The 21,014-nt window shown below is 75.7% G+C and carries 20 protein-coding genes; 11 read left to right on the forward strand and 9 right to left on the reverse strand.

Translation table 11 applies throughout. The annotated features are described in order from the left end of the window. The first annotated feature begins 24 nt into the window (after positions 1-24). The 3 genes from WHI96_RS21125 to WHI96_RS21135 all read left to right on the forward strand — a co-directional run bounded on the left by WHI96_RS21125 (position 25) and on the right by WHI96_RS21135 (position 3,371). The gene (locus WHI96_RS21125; RefSeq protein WP_345651222.1) at positions 25-1,230 is read left to right on the forward strand and encodes a CoA transferase; all 1,206 of its coding nucleotides are present in this window, start codon (positions 25-27) and stop codon (positions 1,228-1,230) included. A 9-nt stretch (positions 1,231-1,239) separates the two neighbouring features. Then, complete coding sequence (locus WHI96_RS21130) at positions 1,240-1,689, forward strand: VOC family protein (protein ID WP_345651225.1); 450 nt, start codon at positions 1,240-1,242, stop codon at positions 1,687-1,689. Positions 1,690-2,060: 371 nt separating this feature from the next. After that, entirely contained in the window at positions 2,061-3,371 is a 1,311-nt protein-coding gene (locus tag WHI96_RS21135; protein ID WP_345651228.1) for an HNH endonuclease, read from the forward strand. Between the two features lie 23 nt (positions 3,372-3,394). Here the strand turns inward: WHI96_RS21135 and WHI96_RS21140 are convergent, their stop codons facing one another. Continuing rightward, positions 3,395-5,452, reverse strand: a complete 2,058-nt coding sequence (locus WHI96_RS21140) for a glycosyltransferase family 39 protein (protein ID WP_345651231.1) — start codon at positions 5,450-5,452, stop codon at positions 3,395-3,397. 127 nt (positions 5,453-5,579) lie between these two features. On the opposite strand from WHI96_RS21140, the gene WHI96_RS21145 reads away from it, so the two are divergent. Continuing rightward, positions 5,580-6,272: a DUF899 domain-containing protein gene (locus WHI96_RS21145; protein ID WP_345651233.1), complete on the forward strand. Its 693-nt coding sequence runs from the start codon at positions 5,580-5,582 to the stop codon at positions 6,270-6,272. Here WHI96_RS21145 and WHI96_RS21150 read toward each other — a convergent pair. Beyond that, a complete protein-coding gene (locus tag WHI96_RS21150; protein ID WP_345651236.1) occupies positions 6,257-6,871 on the reverse strand; it encodes a TetR/AcrR family transcriptional regulator in 615 nt (204 codons plus the stop codon). The two genes, WHI96_RS21145 and WHI96_RS21150, sit on opposite strands and share 16 nt — an antisense overlap. Before the next feature lie 77 nt (positions 6,872-6,948). On the opposite strand from WHI96_RS21150, the gene WHI96_RS21155 reads away from it, so the two are divergent. The 3 genes from WHI96_RS21155 to WHI96_RS21165 are packed head-to-tail and all read left to right on the forward strand — an operon-like array spanning position 6,949 to position 10,074. Next, a complete protein-coding gene (locus WHI96_RS21155; RefSeq protein ID WP_345651239.1) occupies positions 6,949-8,076 on the forward strand; it encodes an NAD(P)H-dependent flavin oxidoreductase in 1,128 nt (375 codons plus the stop codon). Continuing rightward, complete coding sequence (locus WHI96_RS21160; protein WP_345651242.1) at positions 8,073-9,608, forward strand: acetyl-CoA acetyltransferase; 1,536 nt, start codon at positions 8,073-8,075, stop codon at positions 9,606-9,608. The genes WHI96_RS21155 and WHI96_RS21160 overlap by 4 nt, the downstream gene beginning before the upstream one ends. A gap of 16 nt (positions 9,609-9,624) precedes the next feature. Continuing rightward, positions 9,625-10,074, forward strand: a complete 450-nt coding sequence (locus WHI96_RS21165) for an SRPBCC family protein (protein ID WP_345651245.1) — start codon at positions 9,625-9,627, stop codon at positions 10,072-10,074. On the opposite strand, the gene WHI96_RS21170 is transcribed toward WHI96_RS21165, so the two are convergent. Beyond that, the gene (locus WHI96_RS21170) at positions 10,002-11,336 is read right to left on the reverse strand and encodes an aspartate aminotransferase family protein (protein WP_345651555.1); all 1,335 of its coding nucleotides are present in this window, start codon (positions 11,334-11,336) and stop codon (positions 10,002-10,004) included. The genes WHI96_RS21165 and WHI96_RS21170 overlap by 73 nt on opposite strands. Next, positions 11,327-12,262 (reverse strand): ketopantoate reductase family protein, encoded by a 936-nt coding sequence (locus WHI96_RS21175; protein WP_345651247.1) that lies wholly within the window; start codon positions 12,260-12,262, stop codon positions 11,327-11,329. The genes WHI96_RS21170 and WHI96_RS21175 overlap by 10 nt, the downstream gene beginning before the upstream one ends. An 80-nt stretch (positions 12,263-12,342) precedes the next feature. On the opposite strand from WHI96_RS21175, the gene WHI96_RS21180 reads away from it, so the two are divergent. From WHI96_RS21180 to WHI96_RS21190, 3 genes are all read left to right on the forward strand, one after another. Further along, positions 12,343-12,543, forward strand: coding sequence for a hypothetical protein (locus tag WHI96_RS21180; RefSeq protein WP_345651250.1), 201 nt, complete (start codon positions 12,343-12,345; stop codon positions 12,541-12,543). Further along, positions 12,524-13,258, forward strand: a complete 735-nt coding sequence (locus WHI96_RS21185; protein WP_345651253.1) for a helix-turn-helix domain-containing protein — start codon at positions 12,524-12,526, stop codon at positions 13,256-13,258. Before WHI96_RS21180 ends, WHI96_RS21185 begins: the two co-directional genes overlap by 20 nt. Before the next feature lie 299 nt (positions 13,259-13,557). Further along, positions 13,558-14,667 (forward strand): thermonuclease family protein, encoded by a 1,110-nt coding sequence (locus tag WHI96_RS21190; protein WP_345651256.1) that lies wholly within the window; start codon positions 13,558-13,560, stop codon positions 14,665-14,667. 19 nt (positions 14,668-14,686) lie between these two features. Here WHI96_RS21190 and WHI96_RS21195 read toward each other — a convergent pair whose 3' ends face one another. Further along, on the reverse strand, positions 14,687-17,167 hold the full coding sequence (locus tag WHI96_RS21195; protein WP_345651259.1) for an FUSC family protein: 2,481 nt from the start codon (positions 17,165-17,167) through the stop codon (positions 14,687-14,689). Positions 17,168-17,257: 90 nt separating this feature from the next. Between WHI96_RS21195 and WHI96_RS21200 the strand changes: the two genes are divergently transcribed. Continuing rightward, positions 17,258-18,157, forward strand: a complete 900-nt coding sequence (locus WHI96_RS21200; protein WP_345651262.1) for an NADP-dependent oxidoreductase — start codon at positions 17,258-17,260, stop codon at positions 18,155-18,157. On the opposite strand, the gene WHI96_RS21205 is transcribed toward WHI96_RS21200, so the two are convergent. Genes WHI96_RS21205 through WHI96_RS21220 form a run of 4 tightly spaced genes read right to left on the reverse strand, consistent with a single transcriptional unit; the run spans position 18,154 to position 20,987 of the window. Continuing rightward, positions 18,154-19,122 (reverse strand): L-histidine N(alpha)-methyltransferase, encoded by a 969-nt coding sequence (locus WHI96_RS21205; protein WP_345651265.1) that lies wholly within the window; start codon positions 19,120-19,122, stop codon positions 18,154-18,156. The genes WHI96_RS21200 and WHI96_RS21205 overlap by 4 nt on opposite strands. Further along, positions 19,119-20,147: an iron-containing redox enzyme family protein gene (locus WHI96_RS21210; RefSeq protein ID WP_345651268.1), complete on the reverse strand. Its 1,029-nt coding sequence runs from the start codon at positions 20,145-20,147 to the stop codon at positions 19,119-19,121. Before WHI96_RS21210 ends, WHI96_RS21205 begins: the two co-directional genes overlap by 4 nt. Then, positions 20,144-20,347 carry a CDGSH iron-sulfur domain-containing protein gene (locus tag WHI96_RS21215; RefSeq protein WP_345651271.1) on the reverse strand — a complete coding sequence of 68 codons (204 nt, stop codon included), beginning with the start codon at positions 20,345-20,347 and terminating at the stop codon, positions 20,144-20,146. The genes WHI96_RS21210 and WHI96_RS21215 overlap by 4 nt, the downstream gene beginning before the upstream one ends. Then, on the reverse strand, positions 20,337-20,987 hold the full coding sequence (locus tag WHI96_RS21220) for a HemK2/MTQ2 family protein methyltransferase (protein WP_345651558.1): 651 nt from the start codon (positions 20,985-20,987) through the stop codon (positions 20,337-20,339). The genes WHI96_RS21215 and WHI96_RS21220 overlap by 11 nt, the downstream gene beginning before the upstream one ends. Positions 20,988-21,014: the final 27 nt, after the last annotated feature.

The following is a 21,014-nucleotide window of genomic DNA, read 5'->3' on the forward strand; positions in this document are numbered from 1 at the left end:
GCACCGCCGGGCAGGATGGTCGCCATGTCGCGCCCGCTGTCCGGTCTGCACGTCGTCGAGTGCGCGAGTTTCGTCGCCGGCCCCACCGGCGGCATGACGCTCGCGCAGCTCGGGGCCTCGGTCATCCGCATCGACCCGCTCGGCGGCGGCCCCGACCACGGCCGCTGGCCCGCCGCCGGGGGCGGCACCGGTGACTCCTACTACTGGGCCTCGCTGAACAAGGGCAAGCGGTCGATCAGCATCGACCTGCGCTCCGACGAGGGCCGCGAGCTCGTCCTGGGACTGGCGACGGCGCCGGGCCCGGACCGCGGTGTGCTCGTCGACAACGTCGTGGGCCGCCGCTGGATGGCCAACGACGCGCTCGTCGTGCGGCGCCCGGACCTGGTGCACGTGCGCGTGCAGGGCTACCCGGACGGCCGCCCCGCCGTCGACTACACCGTCAACGCCGAGGTCGGGATCCCGCAGATCACCGGCAGCGAGGAGGGCGCGGCCCCGGTCAACCACGTGCTGCCCGCGTGGGACCTGGTCACCGGCCTGTCGGTCGCGACGGCCGTGCTCGCCGGGGTGTACCAGCGCTCCCGCACCGGCGCCGGGGTGTACTCGGAGATCGCGCTGTCCGACGTGGCGCTGGCCGGCGTCGCGAACCTGGGGTGGCTCTCCGAGGCCGACGAGCGCGGCCACGAGCGGCCGCGGCACGGCAACCACGTCTACGGCAGCTTCGGCGTCGACTTCGCCTGCTCCGACGGGAACCGGGTGATGGTCGTCGCGCTGACCCCGGCGCAGTGGAACGCGCTGGTGTCGGTCACCGGGACCGGCGAGGTGTTCGCCGCGCTGGAGCCCGCCCTCGACGCCGACCTGGCCTCGGAGACCGAGCGCTACCGGCTGCGCGAGACGATCGCGGCGGTGCTGCGGCCGTGGTTCGCCGCGCGCGACTCGGCGACCGTCGAGTCCGAGCTGAACACCGCGCGGGTGTTGTGGGGCCGCTACCAGGGCATGACCCACGTCGTCGCCGAGCACCGCGCCGGAGGGCACCCGCTGCTCGCCGACCTGGCGCTGCCCGGCGGCGCCACCGGCATCACCGCGCGCTCGCCGATCCGGTGGGACGCCGACCACGGTGACCCCGGCGCCGCCCCCGAGCTGGGCCGGGAGACCGACGCGGTGCTCGCCGACGTCCTCGGTCTCGACGAGCGCACCATCGCCGGGCTGCACGACCGCGGCGTCGTCGGGTAGAGAATCCCCGTGACCGACGCACAGCTGACCGAGGCGCGGTGGACCCATGTCGCGCTGCCCACCGGCGACCTCGACGCCGCCATCGACTTCTACACGACGATGACCCCCCTCACCGTCGTCGAGCGCTTCTCCGACGGCGCCGGGCGGAGCGCCTGGCTGTCCAACGCCGGTCAGGTGGAGACCCCGATGGTGCTCGTCCTGGTGTCGTTCGACGCCGAGCAGGGTGGCGAGCTGGGGCTGCTGCGTCCCTTCGCCCACCTGGGGATCGAGGTGCCGACCCGCGACGACGTCGACGTCGCCGCCGACCGTGCCCGGGACGCGGGGTGCCTGCACTGGGAGCCGCGGCAGATGCCGGGGCCGGTGGGGTACATCTGCGCGCTGACCGATCCGGACGGGAACGTCGTGGAGTTCTCGCACGGGCAGAAGGTGTTCACCTCGGTGCGGGAGAAGTGGGGCTGAGGGCCCGGGGCTCGTGCGGGGCAGGTCGGGTGGGGTCGTCGGGCTTGTGAGGGTCCGGGTCACTCGTCCGGGTAGCCGAGTCGTCCTGGGAGTCGCGTCGTCCCCGGAGCCGCGTCGTCCCGGCACAGTCGCCACCGGTCGGCCGGACTCTGCCGTCTCGGCCCTCGGCCCGGCCCGGAGACCGACGACGCACGGGCTGACCGGCCCCATGACCGAGGACCATGGTGGTCGACCCCTGATCGTCTCCGTCGGCGGGCGGCCACCGCACCACGAGGTACCGTCGCGAACGGCGCACATCGCCGCAGGCCATGGATTTGCGATCGCGAACTAGAACTAGCGCGTCGAACTTATGTTCGAGTACCATCGATGGTGTGACCGCCACCCAGGAGCCACCCGCCCACGCCACCGGCGTGCACGTAGGTGGGTTCCCGTGCGGTGACCTCACCCTGCTCCGGTTCCTCGTCGAACAAGCCCTCGCCGCCGACCCTTCCGCGTCGTCCGAGGCCGAGCTGGTCGACCAGATCCAGGAGATCGAGACCCTCCAAGCGTCGCTCTCCGCATTGCAGTCAACGCGGATCCGTGCCTTCGCCCAGGCGCATGTCGACAGCCACCGCGTCGACGACCGGGCCGACTTCGACAAGCTCCACCGCAGCGTGGTCGCCCAGATCCAGCTGGCCTGCCGGGTCTCCACCGCCGAGGCCCGTACCCGGGTGGCGAACGCCCGCGACCTGCACGCCGGGCTCGACGACGTCCGACGTCTCCATGAGGCCGGGCAGCTCAGCGCCGCCAAGGTCACGGCGATCGCCATCGAGTGCCGCGACCTGAACACCACCCAGCGGGCGCAGGTCGACGGCCGCCTCGCCACCGTCCGGGATCTGACCCGGTACGGGATCGGGCGGCTGCGTGCGATGACCCGGCGCCTGGTCGCCGAGATCGCCCCCGACCGCTTCCGCGCCCGCGTCCACGCCGCCAAGGCCGAACGCCGGGTCACCCTGCGACCCGCACCGGACGCGATGAGCTACCTCACCGCCTACGTCCCGGTCGAGCAGGGCGCCGCCTGCCTGGCCGCACTACGGAGAGCCTTCATCGAGGTACAGGTCGACCCGCAGCCGCTGACCCGCACCCGCGGTCAGGTCCTTGCGGACACTCTCGTGGAGCGAGTCACCGGCCAGGCCACCGCGACCGCGGTGAACCTCGAAGTCCAGGTCACCGTCCCGATCCAGGCGCTGCTCGACCCCACCTCCCCGCTGCCCGCCGAGATCCCCGGCTTCGGACCGGTCCCGGCCGACCTGCTCGCCACCAGCGAGGGCACCAAGTCCCTGCGCAGACTGCTCACCGACCAGGGCATCGTCATCGGCGGCGACTCCCGCAGACGTACCTTCACCGGCCTGCTCGCCACTCTCGTGAAGGCCCGGGCGCAGAACCGGTGCACCGAGCCCTACTGCGACGCTCCCGTCCGCCACGTCGACCACATCCGGCGGGATGCCGACGGCGGGCGGACGGAGCTGGTGAACGGGCGTGGGGTGTGCGAGTTCCACAACCACGTCCGCGAACAACCCGGATGGCGGGTCTTCCGCGCACCCGACGGCATCGTGGTCACCGTGACACCGACCGGACACAGGTACTGCGGCCCGGCACCTCCTCCACCGCCGCCCGCACCACCACCGCGCGCACCGAGCTGACGTCGACGCCGACGGCCGACCCGTCAGGAGGTCGGGGCGGACAGGTCGTAGACGGTCTGACCACCGACGGTCGTCGCCGTGTAGTGCTCGGCGACCCAGGTCGCGATCCGGCTGCTCGTCGAGTCGCTCTGCCCACCGGGGCCGCCGCCCTGGCCGCCCGCCACGTAGTAGGCGATCCGGCCCTGCTCCACGTCGGACCGGAACTCGGCGAGGGTGACCGCGGAGTCGCTGCCGGCCCACCCACCGGTCGACATGACAGCGGTCCCACTCGCCAGCTCCAGCGACGCGGCGGTCTGGGAGGTGGCGACCGCGGCCGCCCAGGTCGTCCCGGACGGGGACCGGGTCGCGGCGAGCAGTGAGGTCAGCTCCACCGAGGTCGCGCCGCCGGAGCCGGGCCCACCACCGCCCTGCCCCGGGGCCGTTCCCCCGGCACCACCGAACCCACCCGTGCCGTCGGCCGCACCCGGGGCACCACCACCCGGTCCACCCGGACCGGCCGATCCCGGGCCGGCCGGGCCCGAGCCGGGACCGCCGGACGAACCGGCGGCGGTGCCGAACGAGCTCGACACCGTGCCGACCGAGGGAATGCTGCCGGTGTGCCCGGTCGACGCCGTCGCCACCGCGTACACCCCGGTCCCGAGCATCCCCGCCACCAGCACCGCGACCAGACCGGACCGCACCACCGCGCGTCCCCTGCCGGGCGCGAGCATCAGTCCCGCCGCGACCACCGTGACCACCCCGACCGGCCGGCACAGCCAGGAGAAGGACTCCGCGCTCACCACCAGCAGCGCGACCGCCCAGCCACCGGTGACGAGCACCGTCGTCGCGGCGACGATCCGCGCCCACCGGGCACCCCGCTCCCGCCACAGCGCCGCCCCGCCGACGGCCACCACTCCGGCGATCCCCGGGGCCAGCGCCACCGTGTAGTACGGGTGCATCGTGCCGCTCATCATCGAGAACACCGCCGCCGTGACCAACGTCCAGCCACCCCACAGCAGCAGCGCCGCGCGGGTCCGGTCGGTCCGCGGCGCCCGCCGGGTGACCCACAGCCCGGCCACGAGCAGGATCAGCGCGGCCGGCAGCAGCCAGGAGATCTCGTAGGCCAGCTCACCGGTGAACAGCCGCAGCGGACCGGCCGAGCCACCGAAACCGGTGTTGCCGCCACCCGCGCCGCCGCCTCCGCCGTTGCCGGTGCCGCCGAGCAGCCGGCCGAGGCCGTTGTAGCCCAGCGCGAGCTCGAGCAGCGAGTTCGTCGTCGACCCGCCGATGTAGGGCCGGTCGGAGGCGGGCCACAGCTCCACCAGCGCGACGAACCACCCGGCGGAGACGATCATCGCCGCCACCGCGGCACCCAGCTGCAGGATCCGGGTCCGCAGCCGCGGTGAGCCGGCGACCAGGTACACCAGCCCGAGCGCCGGGACGACCAGCAGCGCCTGCCCCATCTTCGTGAGGAAGGCGAACCCGACCGCCGACCCGGCTGCGACCAGCCACCACGTGGACGCCCGCACCGAGGCGGCGTCGACGGCGCGCGAGGTCGCCCAGGCCGCGACGACCAGCAGCAGCGTCAGGAGCGCGTCCGGGTTGTCGAACCGGAACATCAGCACCGCCGCCGGGGTCAGCGCCAGCGCCGCGCCCGCGAGCAGACCCGCGGCGGGCCCGGCCCACCGCCGCACCGTCGCGTGCAGCAGGGCCACCGCGCCCACACCCATCAGGGCCTGCGGCACGAGCAGGCTCCACGAGGAGAACCCGAACAGCCGCGCCGAGGCCACCATCACCCACAGCGCCGCGGGCGGCTTGTCGACGGTGATCGCGTTCCCGGAGTCCAGCGACCCGAACAGCCACGCCGTCGGAGACTGCGTCCCGGCCTGCACCGCGGCGGCGTAGAAGTCGTTCGCCCAGCCCGACGACGACAGGTCCCAGAGGTACAGCAGCGCGGTCGCGGCGAGCAGCACCACCAGCCCGGGCCGCGCCCAGCGCGGAGCACCCGCCGGGACCGTCCCGGTGCGCGCGTCGGGGGGCGGGGCGGACTGTGGCGGGGCGGCGCGGTGCCGTCCCGGCCGGACCGGGGTCGCGGTGCTCACGGACGATCTCCTCGAGGTCGGGGCCTACCGGCACCACCGTCGGTCCCGGCGCTGTCGCGATGCTGTCGGCTCCCTGTGCGCGGTCTGTGAACGATGAGTTCCGGACGCGACGCCGGTCACACCTCCCATGACCGAGCCGACCACCGCCGCCCTGCCTCCCGTCGTCGACACCGCCACCTGGGAGCGCGAGCTCGCCGCGCTGCGCGTCCGGGAGAAGGCCGCCACCCGCGAGCTCGACGCCATCGCCGCCGCCCGTCGGCGGCTGCCGATGGTCGAGATGCCCGACTACGTCCTGCGCGGCGAGGACGGCCCCGTCCGCCTCGCCGAGATCTTCGACGGCCACCCGCAGCTGATCGTCTACAGCCACATGTGGCACGACGGCGCCGACTGGCAGTGCGGCGGGTGCACCGGGTTCACGTCGCAGTTCACCCGGCTCGCCGGCCTGGAGAAGTTCGACGCCCGCTTCGTGGTCGTCACCCAGGGCCCGATCGACGAGGCGCTGGCCTACCGGCGTCGCGTCGGCAACACCATGACCTGGTACTCGACGGCCGACAGCAGCTTCGGCACCGACGTCGGCGCCCCGCCCGGGGGCGGCTTCGCGGTCAACGTGTTCCTGCGCGACGGCGACCGCGTCTTCCGCACCTGGCACACCGACGGCCGCGGCACCGAGCAGCTCTCCTACCTGTTCCCCCTGGTCGACGTGCTGCCCTACGGCCGCCAGGAGGTCTGGCAGGACTCCCCCGACGGCTGGCCGCAGGGCCCCACCTACAGCCGGTGGGCGGGACCGCAGGAGATCGCCGCCGCCTACGGCGAGGGCTGAGCCCGCGCCCGTACCCCGGCCAGGACGGTGTCGACGACCGCGGCCGCGTAGCCGCGGGCGTCGTCGCGGGCGGCGAGGTGCGCGGGGATGGTCGCGACGTGGTTGCGCACCGCCCCCGCGACCAGGTCCGCGACCAGCGCCACCGACGTCCCGGCCGGGAGCTCGCCGCGCTCGATGCCGCGGCGCACCATCGTCCGGGCGCCGCGGACGTGCTCGGGGTAGGCGTCGTCGGCGAGCGCGCCCGCGATCTCCGGCACCCGGTGGGAGTCGACGAGCAGCCGCTCGACCAGCCGGCCGTCGTCGCTCGTGGCGAACGCCGTCCACAGCTCGGCGAAGGTCACCAGGTCCTCGCGCAGCGAGCCGGTGTCGATGTCGGCGACGAACCGCGCGCGGTCGCGCACCGCGGCCACGAGCAGCGCCGCCCGGGTCGGCCAGCGCAGGTACAGCGACCCCTTCCCGATCGACGACCGGCGGGCCACCTCCTCCAGCGACAGCCCGGACCAGCCGCGCTCGCCGTAGACCTCGCGGGCGGCGGCGAGCGCGCGACGGTCGACGTCCGGGTCCCGCGGACGCCCGCTGCGGCGCGACGGCGGGGGCACGGCGGCGATCCTGCCAGACGGTGCTGTGACCACCGACCCACTTATGGACGATGCCCGTCCGTAATAGTGTGCGCGGTGTGATCAGGACAGCGCTGACCGATCTGCTGGGCGTCGAGCACCCGATCGTCGGGTTCAACCGGTCCCCCGCGGTGGTGACCGAGGTGAGCCGCGCCGGCGGGTTCGGGGTGCTGGCTGCGGTCTCCTACACCGCCGACGAGCTCGACGCGCAGCTGCACTGGATCGAGGAGCAGCTCGACGGGCGGCCCTACGGCGTCGACCTGGTCGTCCCGGAGAAGACCGCCGACACCGGCGCCGACCGGGAGGACGTCGTCGCCGCGCTGCGTGCGCAGCTCCCGGCCGAGCACCTGGCCTTCGTCGACGACCTGCTCGACCGCTACGGCGTCCCGCGGCTGCCGGTCGACCCCGGGCGCGACGCGATCGCGGCCGGGATGAGCCGGCGCGGCGCCGAGGCCCAGCTCGACGCGGTGTTCGCCCACCGGCCCGCGCTCGTCGCGAACGCGCTCGGCACCGCGCCGCCGCACCTCGTGGAGCGCGCGCACGACGCCGGGATGGCCGTCGCCGCGCTGGTCGGGACCCGCCGGCACGCCGAACGGCAGCTCGCGGCCGGGGTCGACGTGCTCGTCGCGCAGGGCACCGAGGCCGGCGGGCACACCGGCACCATCGCGACGACCGTGCTCACCCCGGAGATCGTCGGTGTCGCCGGGGACCGTCCGGTGCTGGCCGCGGGCGGCATCGCCTCCGGCGACCAGATGGCCGCCGCGCTCGCGCTCGGCGCGGCCGGGGTGTGGTGCGGCTCGGTGTGGCTGTCCAGTGTGGAGGACGTGGCGCCGGAGTCGGTGAAGCGCAAGTTCCTCGCCGCGGGCAGCGGCGACACCGTCCGCTCCCCCGCCCGGACCGGCAAACCCGCCCGGCAGCTGCGCAGCGCCTACCACGACGCGTGGTCGGCACCCGGCGCGCCGGCGCCGCTGCCGATGCCGCTGCAGCCGCTGCTGACCCTGCAGGCCTGGTCGAGCATCGACGCCGCCGCCGACGCCGGGAACCCCGGCGCGAGCGAGCTGCAGTCGTTCTTCGTCGGGCAGGTCGTCGGCTCGTTCACCGAGCTGCGCGGCGCGGGCGAGATCACCCGGGAGATGGCGCGCGCCTGCGAGCGGCGCATCGCCGCGCTCGCGGGGCTGGTCCGATGAGCCTCGACCCGCGGACACCCGTCGTCGTCGGGGTCGGGGAGGCCTCCGAGCGGATCGGCGAGCCCGGCTACGCCGCCCTGTCACCGGTCGGGCTCGGTGCCGCCGCGGCCACCGCGGCGCTCGCCGACACCGGCGCCGACCCGGCCGCGGTCGCGGCGGCGCTGACCGTCGTCGCCGGGGTGCGGCAGTTCGAGATGTCGGTGCCCGGGGCGGTCGCGCCGCTGGGCCGGGCGGACAACTACCCGCGTGCGGTCGCCCGCCGCGTCGGCGCCGACCCGCGGCGGGCGGTGCTCGACGTCGTCGGCGGGCAGTCCCCGCAGCGGCTGGTCACCGAGTTCGCCGGCGCGATCGCCCGCGGGGAGGCCGGGGCGGTGCTGCTCGTCGGGGCCGAGGCGATCTCCACCGTGCGCGACATGCTCGGCCGGCCCGGGGACGAGCGGCCGGACTTCACCGAGACCGTCGGCGGCACCCTGGAGGACCGGGGGCACGGCCCGGCGCTGCGCAGCCCGGTCGCGGAAGCGCACGGCGTGCACTCCCCGGCCGCGTACTACGCGCTGTGCGAGAACGCCCGCCGCTCCCGGCTCGGGCTCGGCCGCGACGCCTACGCACGCGGCATGGGCGCGCTGTTCGCGCCGTTCACCCGGGTCGCCGCCGGGCACCCGCACGCCGCCGCGCCGCAGGTCCGAAAGCCCGACGAGCTCGTCACCAGCGACGACCGCAACCGGATGATCACCGACCCGTACCCGCGGTTCCTCGTCTCGCGCGACCAGGTCAACCAGGGCGCCGCCGTCGTGCTGACCTCCGTCGGCACCGCCCACGACCTGGGCATCGACCCGCAGCGGTGGGTGTTCCTGCACGGCCACGCCGACCTCGCCGAGCGCGCCGTGCTCGACCGCCCCGACCTGGGCGCCTATCCGGCCGCCGAGGCCGCCGTCCGGCACGCCCTGGACCGCGCCGGGACCGGCGTGGACGACCTCGCCGCGATCGACCTGTACTCCTGCTTCCCGATCGCGGTGTCCTCGGTCGCCGACCCCCTCGGGTTGGCCGCCGACGACCCACGCGGGCTCACCGTCACCGGTGGGCTGCCGTTCTTCGGCGGGCCGGGGAACGACTACTCGATGCACGCGGTCGCCGGGATCGTGCGACACGTGCGGGCCGACCCGGGCACGTACGGCCTGGTCGGCGCGAACGGCGGCTTCCTGTCCAAGTACTCCGCCGGGGTCTACTCCACCCGCCCCACCCCCTGGCGCGACGACGACAGCGCCGCGCTCCAGGCCCGGCTCGACGCCGTCCCCGCCGTCCCGACGACGACCACCGCCGACGGCGCGGCGACCGTCGAGACCTGGACGGTGCGCCACGACCGCGACGGCGGCCGGCACGCGGTCGTCGTCGGCCGGCTCGACGACGGCGGTGCGCGGTTCGTCGGCTGCGGCCGCGACGACGAGCTGCCGGAACTGCTCGCCGGCGACCCGGCCGGGGCGGCGGTCCGGGTCCGGCCCGACGGGGACCTGACGATCGTCACGCCGCGCTGACGGGTACCCGGGCCCCATGACCGAGAAGTCGCTGAGCGCGAGCCGCCACGTCGCCGCGTCGCCGTCGGCGGTGTTCGACCTGCTCGCCACCCCCGCCCGGCACCCGGAGATCGACGCCTCGGGCACGGTGCTCCGGTCGCGCACCGGGGGCAGGCTGACCGGCGCCGGGGACGTGTTCGTGATGGAGATGCACGGCCGCGACATGGGCGACTACCTGGTCGACAACCACGTCGTCGCCTTCGTCGAGGACCGCGAGATCGAGTGGGCGCCCGCCACCCACGGCGGCGACCGGGGCGGGCAGCGCTGGGCCCACCACCTCGCACCCGAGGGCGACGGCACCCGGGTCACCCACGTCTACGACTGGTCCGAGGTCACCCTCGAGCGGCTGCTGCCCTACCTGCCCGTCGTCGACGCCGACGGGCTCGCCGCGACGCTGGACCGGCTCGCCGCCGCCGTCGAGGGCTGAGCCACCTCCCCCAGGGCCGTCCCGAGGATGTCCACGCCGCGGCGGATCTCGGCCTCGGTCGCGGTCAGCGGCGGCGCGATCCGGAACGTCCCGCCCATGCCCGGCAGCTGCACGATGTTCATGTGCAGCCCCAGCTCGGCGCACCGCGCGGTGACCGCCGCCCCGAGCGCGTCGGTGTCGGAGCCCGCCAGCTCCAGCCCGACCAGCAGACCGCGGCCGCGGACGTCGCCGATCGTCCCGGTCGTGCGGGCCAGTTCCCGCAGACCGTCCTGCAGCAGCGTGCCCAGCTCGCGGGCGCGCAGGTCGAGCCGGTCGCGGGCGAGCACCTCGAGCACGGTGAGCCCGACCGCCGCCGGGAGCGGGTCGTTGACGTGGGTGGTGAAGAACAGGAAGCCGCGCTCGTGCGCGACCTGCTCGATCGCGGCCGTGGTGAGGACGGCGGCGAGCGGCAGCCCCGCCCCGAGCGTCTTCGACAGCGTGAGGATGTCGGGGACCACGCCGTCGCGCTGGTGGGCGTACCAGTCGCCGGTGCGGCACAGACCGGTCTGCGCCTCGTCGAGGATCAGCAGCATGCCGCGCTCGTGGCACTTGTCGCGCAGCGCCGCCAGGTAGCCCGGCGGCAGGTCGACCACCCCGCCGGAGGACAGGACCGGCTCGACGATGCAGGCGGCGAGGCTGCCGACGGACTGGGCGTCGACCAGGGCGAACCCCAGGTCGAGCTGACGGCGCCAGTCGAGCTCCCCGGCGTCGTCGACGAGGTCGGGGCGGTAGCGGTCGGGCACCGGCAGCGCGAAGTTGCCGGGGGCGGCGGGCCCGTACCCGGCGCGGCCGGCGACGTAGGTCGCGTTCGCCGCGGCCTGGGTCATGCCGTGCCAGGACCGGGCGAAGGAGACGATCTCGTGCCGACCGGTGACGAGCTTGGCCATCCGGATCGCGGCCTCGTTGGACTCCGCGCCGGTGGTCAGCAGCATCGCCCGGTCCAGCCCGCCGCCGACCGAGGCGCACAGCCGCTCGCACAGCTCCAGCACCGGCCGCGACAGCATCCCGCTGTAGAGATGGTCGAGCCGCCCGACCTGCTCCCGGACCGTCGCGACGATCTCCGGGTGCGAGTGCCCGAGGATCGCGCTCATCTGCCCGGAGGTGAAGTCGAGCAGCTCCCGGCCCTCCTCGGTGGTGACGGTGCTCCCCTGGGCCCGGGCGACCACCCCGGGGGTGAAGCCGCCGCGGCCGGAGTAGCGGATCAGGTGCTCGGTCACAGCCAGGTCCTCTCGCGGGCCCGGATCGCCCGGGCGACGGTGTCGTTGACCGGGGTCGGCACGCCGAGCCGGGCGCCCTCGCGGGCCACCGCCCCGTTGATCGCGTCGACCTCGCAGCGGTGCCGGGCCAGCGCGTCGAGCAGCATCGACGGGCGGGCGTGCGGGATGGCGCCGCCGAGGCGACGGACGTGCTCGATCGGGTCGCCGACCTGCAGGGTCACCCCGGACGCCGCCGCCACCGCGACGGCCTCGGCCGCGCAGGCGCGGGCGAGCGCCCAGGCGTCCGGGTCGTCGAGCACCCCGCCGATGGTGAGCCCGGTCAGGCAGGTCGAGCCGGAGAACGCCGCGTTCATGACCAGCTTCTCCCACACCATCCGGCCCAGGTCGGTGTAGAGCGCGACCGGGAAGCCCGACGAGCGCCAGATCTCCGCCGAGGCCTCCAGCTGCGCCGCGGGCAGTCCGTCGTAGGGTCCGAAGCGGACCATCTCCATGCCGTTGTGGTGCGCGACGCCCGGCTCGGGCAGCGACGCCCCGAACCCGCCGACGACGCCGACCGCGATCCGCCCCGGATCGAGCTCGGCGGCCGCGACCTCCGGGGAACCGAGCCCGTTCTGGATGGTCTGCACGACCGTCCCCGGTCCGACCAGATGCGCGCACGACCGCGCGGCGACGGCGACGTCGTAGGCCTTGGTCGCGACGACCACCAGGTCCGCAGGCCGGTGGAGCGCGACGTCGGCGGAGTCGAGGACCGCCGAGGCGAGTACGACCGTGCGGTCGCCGCTGTGCCCGGTCACCCGCAGGCCGTGGTCCCGCACCGCCGCGGTGTGCCCGGCGCGCCGGCAGACGGCGTGCACCTCGTGCCCGGCGTCGGCGATCAGCCCGGCGTACACCGAGCCCATCGCGCCGCAGCCGACGATCACCACCACCGCCATGCCGACCTCCCCGGGCGCAGTCTGGCATCCCGGGGGCCGCCCGGGGCGCGTCGAACCGCCGGATCGCCCGCGAGTGCGGGATGAGCGAGTACACGGTGCTCGACCACGTCAAGCGGCCGTTCGCGACGTTCGGGGTGTCCGGGCGCGGCGAGCCGACCGCGGCGCTGTTCTTCGACCACTACGCCGACGCCCGCTCGGGACGCCGGCCCGGCGGATACGGCAGGGTGGAGGACGGAGCAGGAACCGGACGAGGGGGACGTCGTGACCTGGAGCACCCGTGAGGTCGCCGAGCTGGCGGGGACCAGCCTGCGGGCGGTGCGGCACTACCACGAGATCGGGCTGCTGGCCGAGCCCGAGCGGCGCGCGAACGGCTACAAACAGTACGGGGTGGCGCACCTGGTGCGGCTGCTGCGGATCAAGCGGCTCGTCGACCTCGGGTTCTCGCTGGCTCAGATCTCCGAGATGAACGACGCCGACGCCCACCCGGAGGAGGCCGCCCGCGCGCTCGACGCCGAGCTGGCCGCCACCATCGACCGGCTGCAGCAGGCCCGCGCCGAGCTCGCGCTGATCCTGGACGGTGCCGCGCCGACCGACCTGCCCACCGAGTTCGCCGCGGCCGCGGACCAGCCGATGTCCGACGCCGACCGGTCGCTCACCCTCGTCCTGCCGCGGGTGCTGGGCTCGGAGCGGCTGCAGGCCGTCGCGGACATGCTGGCAGACGCCCCCCCGGACCCGACCCAGGACCGGTTCGACACGCTCCCGGCCGACGCCGACGAGGCCACCCGCCAGGAGCTCGCCGATCGGATGGTGCCGTACATGCGCGCGCTCTACGAGACCCATCCCGGCCTGGTCGCGCCGAACACCGACGCACCCGTCGGTGAGCAGCGGGCGGAGCAGACCCTGGGCCGGGCGATGCGGGAGTTGTACAACCGCGCCCAGCTCGACGTGCTCGCGCGCGCCGGGAAGGCCCTCGCCGCGGAACGCGGGGACGGCTGACCCGGCTCAGCCGACGGCTCGTTCCGCCGCACCGGGGAGCCCTGGGTGGTCGCCTACGGGACGTCGGGATGGTGGCGTGGTCGAACCGCTGGTCCGATCCGTCGACCACACCGGTCGAGGCCGCGGAGATCGGGCGGTCCTACGCCGACACGGTCGTCTCCGGGCTCACGACCGGTGGTCATCAGTAGTGGGTATCGACAGGCCGACCGATAACGCCCCTCCCTCCGTTCCGCGATGCGCCGTGTGCAACGGCGGATCGGTCCGATGCGCGCGGGCGCGCACGGGGACAGGGGTGGATCGTGGTCGGGAAGATGATGGCCGCGGTGGTCGCGGTCACCGCGACCGTCGCGGGTGTGGGGCTCGTGGCGGGCAGCGGGTCGGATGAGGCCGTCGTGACCCGCATCGTCGACGGCGACACGTTCGAGGCGACCCTGGACGGCCGCAGCACCACGGTCCGGCTGCTCAACATCGACACCCCCGAGACCGTCGACCCCGACTCCGCCGTCCAGTGCCTCGGTCCGGAGGCGGCCGCCCGGCTCGCCGCGCTCATCCCGGTCGGCAGCACCGTCGACCTGTCCTACGACGACGAGCGCGTCGACGGCTGGGGCCGCACCCTGGCCGGGGTGCACGACACCGGGGGCCGGCTGGTCAACGCCGAGCTCGCCCGGGAGGGACTCGGCACCGCGATGGTGGTCGGCGGCAACGACCGCTACCTCGACGAGGTCACCGCGGCCCAGGAGGAGGCCCGCGCGGCGGGCCGCGGGCTGTACGCGACCACGGTGTCCTGCACCGTCCCCGCGCAGGTGGAGCGGGCCCGCGGCACCGTCGCGGGGCTGACGCAGCGGGCGTCGTCGCCGTCGCCGGACCCGGCGCAGCTCGACGCCGCGGCCCAGGAGGCCGTCGACGCGCTGACCGTGCTGGCGGGGCTGGACGCCGACTTCCGGGCACACCGGGCGGGTGTGGCCTGGGCGGTGCTGTCCGACCTCGACCGGGCCCGCCTGACCGGGATCCTCGACACCGCCTCCGACGACGCCCGGACGCTGCAGGTCCGCTTCGCCGAGCAGGCGTCGACGGCGCGGGAGAGGCAGCGCCTGGCCGCCGAGCAGGCCGAGCGCGACCGCGTCGCCCGGGAGGAGGCGGCCCGCGCGGAGGCCGCCGCCGAGCAGGCGGCCCGCGACGCCGCCGCCGAGCAGCGTCGTCTCGCCGCCGCGCCCGCCCCGGCCCCGGTCGCCCCGGCGGCCGCTCCGGCGGGCGGGGGCTGCGACCCGGACTACACCCCCTGTGTGCCGGTCTCGGCGACCGACCTCGACTGCGGGGACCTGTCCGGCGGGCCGTTCCGGGTCGTGGGGACCGACCGGCACCGCCTGGACGCGAACAAGGACGGGATCGGCTGCGAGTCGCAGGGCTGAACCCGGCCGGGCGGCGGGCTCAGCCGTGGGTCAGGCAGCCCCGCCGCCCGACGACCCGCGCCGGACCGCGCGCCGGGCCGTGCGCCGCGACCGGCACCGGACGCGAGGGCGGCGCGGCCAGCACCACGTCCGGCAGCACCGTCCCCGGCGCCAGGTGCACGTGCTCGCCGGAGGGCGCGGGCCCGGCGACGGCCGGTGCGGCGACGAGCAGGTGCGTCCCGGCCGGCACACGGACGGCGAACCCGCCGTCGTCGGCGGTGGTGACGCGGTCCAGCTGGCGGCCCGCCCCGTCGACGACGGTGACCGTCGCCGCGGCGGGTGTGCCGTCGGGTCCGCGGACCCGCCCGACCGTGGCCGGGACGGGCCCGTCGTCGCCGGTCTCCAGCAGCGCCGGGAGCTCGGCGGCCAGCAGCCCGGCCTCGCGGGCGAGCGCGGCGCCGCGCCCGGTCCCGCCCGCCGGGCCGATCAGCAGGTCGAGCACGGCCGCGCAGCTGCCCGCGGGCACCGGCCGCCCGGCGACGGCGTCCGCCGTGAGCTGCGCGAGGCGGGCGCAGCCCGCGGTCAGCGCCGGGGTCCCGGACACCCCCTCGGCGGAGCGGGCCAGACGCCGCGCGTGCTCGGCGACGGCGGTGCAGGCGGTCAGCCCGTGCACGACGTCGCGGTGGGTGGAGCCCACCCAGGTCCGGGTCAGCGGACGCCCCAGCAGCAGCGTCTGGTGCAGCGCGGCGTCGAGTGCGCGCGCCCCGGCACGCAGGTCCTCGCACGGGCCGGGCCGGCGCAGCGCACGGTCGACCGTCCCCAGCAGCTCGGCCAGCGCGTCGAGCAGCCCGCGGCGGGCCTCCTCGGCGGCGGACCGGGTGCGGGTGGGCAGCACGAGCACCGACACCGCGCAGCCGATCAGACCGCCGACCACGGTCTCCTCCAGGCGCAGCACCATCAGGTCCACCGTGAAGGTGCCGAGCAGCGCGTAGAGCTCGCCGAGCATCAACGTGATGAAGAAGATCATCAGCGCGTAGGAGAGCCGGAACAGGTAGAGCGCGCCGAAGATGCTGAGCAGGATCACCGGCAGCACCCCGGCGACGTCGGGTCCCAGCACCGGCACCAGCACGATCGCGCCGACCAGACCGATCATGGTGCCGACGATGCGGTGCGCGGCCTTGCGCACCGTCTCGGCGACGGTCGCGGTGCCGGTGAAGGCGATGAACGCGGCCAGCACCGCCCAGTAGTAGCGCTGCTCGGACAGCGCGTCGCCCACCGCGATCGCGACCGCGGTGGCCACCGCGACCTGCACGGCCTGGCGGGTGGTCAACGACAGCCGCGAGGCGGGACGGCCGGGGTCCGGCGGGCGGTGCAGCCGGGTCACCGTGCCCGCCGAGCCGGGCAGGTTGCCCCCGAACAGCTGGACGGCGGGGGCGAACGCGGACGCCTCCCCGACGGTCGGGGCGGCGGTGTCCTCCGGCACCGTGCCGGAGTCGCCCTCCCGCACCGTGGCGAGGGCGGCGGTCCAGTCGGCGCGGGCGTCGGCGAGCACCGTGGCGTCGACGGCGAGCCGGCGCGGCCCCGGGGCCGCCACCCGGTCGGCGACCCGTCCGGCCCGCTCGCGCACCGCGTCCCAGCGGCCGCCGTGCAGCGCGATGAGGACCGCGCGGGCGTCGTCGCAGTCCAGGGCGCCGGGGCCGACCCGGGTCAGCGCGGTCACGGCCAGCTCGGCGTCGAACACCGCCCGGCGGACGATCCGGGCGGCGGCGTCGTCGGCGACGGCGGCCGGGGTCCCCAGCTGCCCGTCGATGACCAGCGCGGCCTCGTTCACCCGGACCAGCAGGCTCGCCAGCCGGGCCTCGGCGCGCTCCCGCTCGGCGGTGCCGGGGGCGTGCCCGTCGAGGGCCGGCACGGTCCCGGCGAGACCGGCGAGCCGCGCCTCGAACGAGCGCAGCATCCGGCGGAGCACCCGGTCGTTGCGGGTCGGGAGCAGCACCAGCGTCAGCAGCATCACCCAGACGATGGCGACCGCGACGACGAACACCACCCCGGGCAGCATCTCCGGGCGCAGGGTCAGGAACAGGGCGAAGAAGTAGCCCATGAACCCGCCCATGCCGCAGACGAAGAACCGCAGCCCGAAGCGCCGCACCCAGACCGCGACGAACACCACCACGACGAACGCGGTCAGCGACGCGAGCCGGTTCCGGTCGACGAGCAGTGCCACCCCCATCCCGGCGAGCATCGACAGGGCCAGGAAGCACAGCGTGACCGCCCGCCCGGCGCGGGTGGCGTCGAAGATCCCGAACGAGGCCAGCATCGCCACCACCGCCCCGAGCATCATCGGCACCAGCGGCGGGGTGCCCGTCGTCGTCGCGACGAGGTACTCCACGCCCAGCGTGGTGGCGATCGCCAGCACGGCACGGACCGCCGAGACGAGCCGGACGAGACCGGGGTCGGAGGCGACGAACCGGTCGCGGGCCCGGAGGAGGCGGTCGGACGCCGTCGGCACAGTTCGTTGCACATGCTAACGATATACCGGATCGTGATCTTCGCGCATCCCGGGCCCGCCGGACGTAGCGTGGGCGCCCGGGACCGATCACGGAGGTGGCGGGTGCGCGGGTACGGGTTCGTGGCGGCGGGTGGCCCGGAGCAGCAGGCGTCCGTCGAGGTCGGGGAGCCCCGGCCCGGGCCGGGTGAGCTGCTCGTGCGGGTCCGGGCGGCCGGGGTCAACCCGGGCGACCGGCGGATGCGCGACGGCGACTACGGCGTCGCCGGGCCCGCGGTGCTCGGTCGCGAGGTCGCCGGGACCGTGCTGGAGGTCGGCGACGGCGTCACCGGGTTCGCCCCCGGCGACGAGGTGTTCGGCGGCTGCCCGGACATGCAGGGCGGCTGGGCGCCGCGGGCGCGGGTCACCGCCGGGTTCGCCGCGCACCGCCCGCCGGGGGTCTCCCCCGAGCAGGCGGCGGCGCTGCCGGTCGCCGCGGGCACCGCCTGGGACACCCTCACGAACCTCGACCTGCCCGCCGGGGCGACGCTGCTGGTCAACGGGGCGGGCGGCGGGGTCGGCCTGCCCCTGGTGCAGCTGGCCCGCCGCCGCGGGCTGGCCGTCGTCGGCACGGCGAGCCCCGGCAAGCACGCCCTGCTCGCCGGGTTCGGTGCGGTGCCGGTGGCCTACGGCGACGGCGTCGCCGACCGGATCCGCGCGGCCGCGCCCGGCGGCGTCGACGGCGCCCTGGACCTGGTCGGCGGCGACGCGCTGCGCGCGGTGGCCGGGCTCGTCCCGCCCGCGACGCTGTACTCGATCGCGGACAAGCCGCTGGTCGCGCAGCTGGGCGGGCGCGACGTCACCCGCGACCGCAGCACCGCGGTGCTCGACACGCTCGCCCGGCTCGTCGCCGACGGGGAGCTGGACCCCCTGGTGCGCGAGACCCGCCCGTTCGACGACGCCGGTGCGGCGCTGGCGCTGGTCGAGGGCGGCCACGTGACCGGCAAGGTCGTGCTGCTCCTCTAGGCCCTCCGGAACAGGAACAGCCCGTAGCGGTGCCCGTCGTCGACCCACTCGGCCTCGGCCCGCAGCCCGTGCACGGCGATGTCGGCGAGCAGCCGGTCGTGCTCGAACTTCGCCGAGAACCCGACGTTGACGCTGTCCCCGCGGCCGAGGTCCAGCACCCGGTCCAGCCCGGGCAGCGCGACGGTCTGGTCACGGCGTGCCCACAGCCGCCCGTCGACGACCCCGGCGGCGGCGTCGTAGTGGGCGACGGCGTGCAGACCGTCGAGGTCGACCACCCCGCCGAAGCGGCGCGCGAGGTGGTCGAGGTGGTTGAGCCGGAACCGGGCGAAGGCGTCGTACCCGGGCGGGTCGTTGTAGCAGGTCTCGAACACCGCAGCGGGTTTGACGAGGTCCGCGGACAGCAGCAGCGCGTCGCCGGGGCGCAGCGTGGCGCCGATCCGGGCGAGCAGGGCGGTGCGCTCGTCGGCGGTGGTGTTGCCGATGTTCGCGCCGAGGAACAGCACCGCCAACGGCGGCCCGCCCTCCCCGCGGAGCCGGTCGAGGCCCGCCTCGTAGCGCCCCCAGAGCCCGGTGACCGTCAGGTCCGGGAGGTCGGCCATCCGCCCGGCGCTGTGCACCAGCATCTCGTGGCTGACGTCGATCGGGAGGTAGGTGGTCGGCCGGGCGCGGGCGCAGTGCTCCAGCAGCAGCCGCGTCTTCTTCGCGCTCCCGGACCCGAGCTCGGCGACGCGCGGGCAGCCCAGCCGGGCGGCGACGTCGGCGCCGTCCCGTTCCAGCAGACCCCGCTCGCAGCGGGTCAGGTAGTAGCTCGGGAGGTCGGTGATCTGCTCGAACAGCGCCGAGCCGAGCGCGTCGTAGCCGAACCAGGGCGGGATCCGCGGCAGCGGCTCGGCGAGGTGGGCACGCAGCACGTCGACGTCGTCCCAGAAGGACCCCTGTTCCAGCTCGACCGGCGAGGCGGTCACCGCGCGGACCCCCTCCCGAGCGGGCGGCGCAGGCTGGGCTCCCCCGCCGACCAGTGCGCCAGCACGCGGTCGGCGAGCCGGTCGCCGAGCAGCCCCGCGGCCCGGATGCCGAACACGACGTCGGCGGCGAGCGCGGGCTCGGTCTGCAGCAGCGGCGCCAGGACGTCGCGGCGCACGACCTGCTCGTGGACGGCGTCGGCTTCCACGTGCTCGTCGTAGAACCGGACCGCGGCCGGGCCGCAGCCGAGCCGGCGCATCGCCCGGACCAGCCGTTCCGACCCCGGCGACGACGTCAGCTCCACCAGCGCGAACTGCCCGACCAGTGCGCCGCGCAGGCTGCGCCGCAGCCCGCACAGCGACATGAAGTTGACCTCGGCGAGGGTCTCGGCGCCGACGGCGTCGACGTGCGCGCCGTAGGCGTCGGACAGGCCGAGGTCGCGCATCATGTCGGCGAACAGCACGGCGTGCATGACGGCGGCGTCGCCCGCGCCGTACTCGTCGTGCTCGACCGTGACCAGGCCCGCCTTGGCGGCCGGGGGCAGCCGCGGGATCACCCAGGCCTGCGGGTCGCCCTCCTTCAGGTGGTAGATCGAGCGGTGCACGACGTACTCGCGCAGCTGCCACAGTTCGCCGCGGCGCAGCAGGTGGTGGGTCACGCCGGTCTCGGCACCCGGCCCGACCGGTTCGACGAGCAGCGCGTCGACGGCGCCGGCGACGTCGTCGGAGGCGGGTACGGCGGCGCGCAGCGCGGCCAGGAACCGTTCCTCCATCCCGACGCGCAGCCCGAGCAGCCGCACGTCCCACTCGTGCTCGTCGCCGACCCCGGCGAAGCCGCGGTAGTGCAGCTCGTAGCAGCAGTGCAGGGCCAGGTGCAGGTCCTCGCCCCACGGGTCGGCGTCCTCCGGGCCGGGCAGCCCGGCCGGGTCGCCGCGCAGCAGTGCGAGCACGGCGGCCGACAGCGGGCCGCGGGCCGCGGGCAGCGGCGCGATCCCGGTACCGGGTGTGGTGTGCGGCAGGACGGTCACGCGCCGCGCTCCTCTCGGACCCGGGTGCGGTGGCTGGTGTCGCAGAACGGCGGACGACGGGTGCGCCGGCAGGTGCACAGGGCGGTCACCGGCCGCTGCGAGCGGACCCGGGTGCCGTCGGGCAGCTCGATCTCGACGGGTCCGCGGACGAGCACCGGGCCGTCGTCGGTCAGCGTCACGCGGGTCGGCTCAGACGGCACGGAGCGCCTCGATCACGACGAGCTGCTCGTCGACGGCGCCGGGCTGCACCAGGTCGCGGGCCTCGTGCAGGGCGGCGCGGGCGCGCATGACCGGGCCGAGCGGGATCCGGGTCCGGTCGGCGACCCGGGCGGCGAGCCCGGCCGCGGCGAGCCGTTCCAGCGAGGCCTCCACCCCGGACACGGCGCTGTGCACCATCAGCAGGACACCGCCCGGCTCCAGGTGGTCGGCGACGCCGTCGCAGATCCGGTCGATCACCACCCGGCCGTCGAGGCCGCCGTCCCAGCTGCGGGCCCGGCGGTACCGGGCCGGCCGGTCGGTGCGCGACGGCACGTACGGCGGGTTGGCCGTGACCAGGGCGAACCGGCGGCCGCGGACGGGGCCGAACAGGTCGCCGCGGTGCACGGTGAGCGGTGCGCGGTGCAGCCGCCCGTTGAGCCGGGCCGCGGCCACGGCACGGCGCGACAGGTCGACCGCGGTGACGGCACCGGCGCCGCACCGGGCCGCGGCGAGGGCCACGGTTCCGGTGCCGGTCCCGAGATCGAGCACGGCGCCACGGGCCCGACCGGAGACGGCGACGGCACGCGCCAGCATCTCCGAGTCCGACTGCGGCCGGTAGACCCCGGGCGGGGTCAGCAGCATCGGGGTCACGGCGGAGGTCTACCCGGG

The organism is Pseudonocardia tropica (assembly GCF_040105315.1).
In the GTDB taxonomy this organism is placed as follows: domain Bacteria; phylum Actinomycetota; class Actinomycetes; order Mycobacteriales; family Pseudonocardiaceae; genus Pseudonocardia; species Pseudonocardia alni.

Excerpts from the sequence above, each read along its gene's own strand:
- WHI96_RS21125 (WP_345651222.1), top strand. The coding sequence starts at position 25 with ATGTCGCGCCCGCTGTCCGGTCTGCACGTCGTCGAGTGCGCGAGTTTC.
- WHI96_RS21145 (WP_345651233.1), top strand. The coding sequence starts at position 5,580 with ATGACCGAGCCGACCACCGCCGCCCTGCCTCCCGTCGTCGACACCGCC.
- WHI96_RS21160 (WP_345651242.1), top strand. The coding sequence starts at position 8,073 with ATGAGCCTCGACCCGCGGACACCCGTCGTCGTCGGGGTCGGGGAGGCC.
- WHI96_RS21165 (WP_345651245.1), top strand. The coding sequence starts at position 9,625 with ATGACCGAGAAGTCGCTGAGCGCGAGCCGCCACGTCGCCGCGTCGCCG.
- WHI96_RS21175 (WP_345651247.1), bottom strand. The coding sequence starts at position 12,262 with ATGGCGGTGGTGGTGATCGTCGGCTGCGGCGCGATGGGCTCGGTGTAC.
- WHI96_RS21180 (WP_345651250.1), top strand. The coding sequence starts at position 12,343 with ATGAGCGAGTACACGGTGCTCGACCACGTCAAGCGGCCGTTCGCGACG.
- WHI96_RS21220 (WP_345651558.1), bottom strand. The coding sequence starts at position 20,987 with ATGCTGCTGACCCCGCCCGGGGTCTACCGGCCGCAGTCGGACTCGGAG.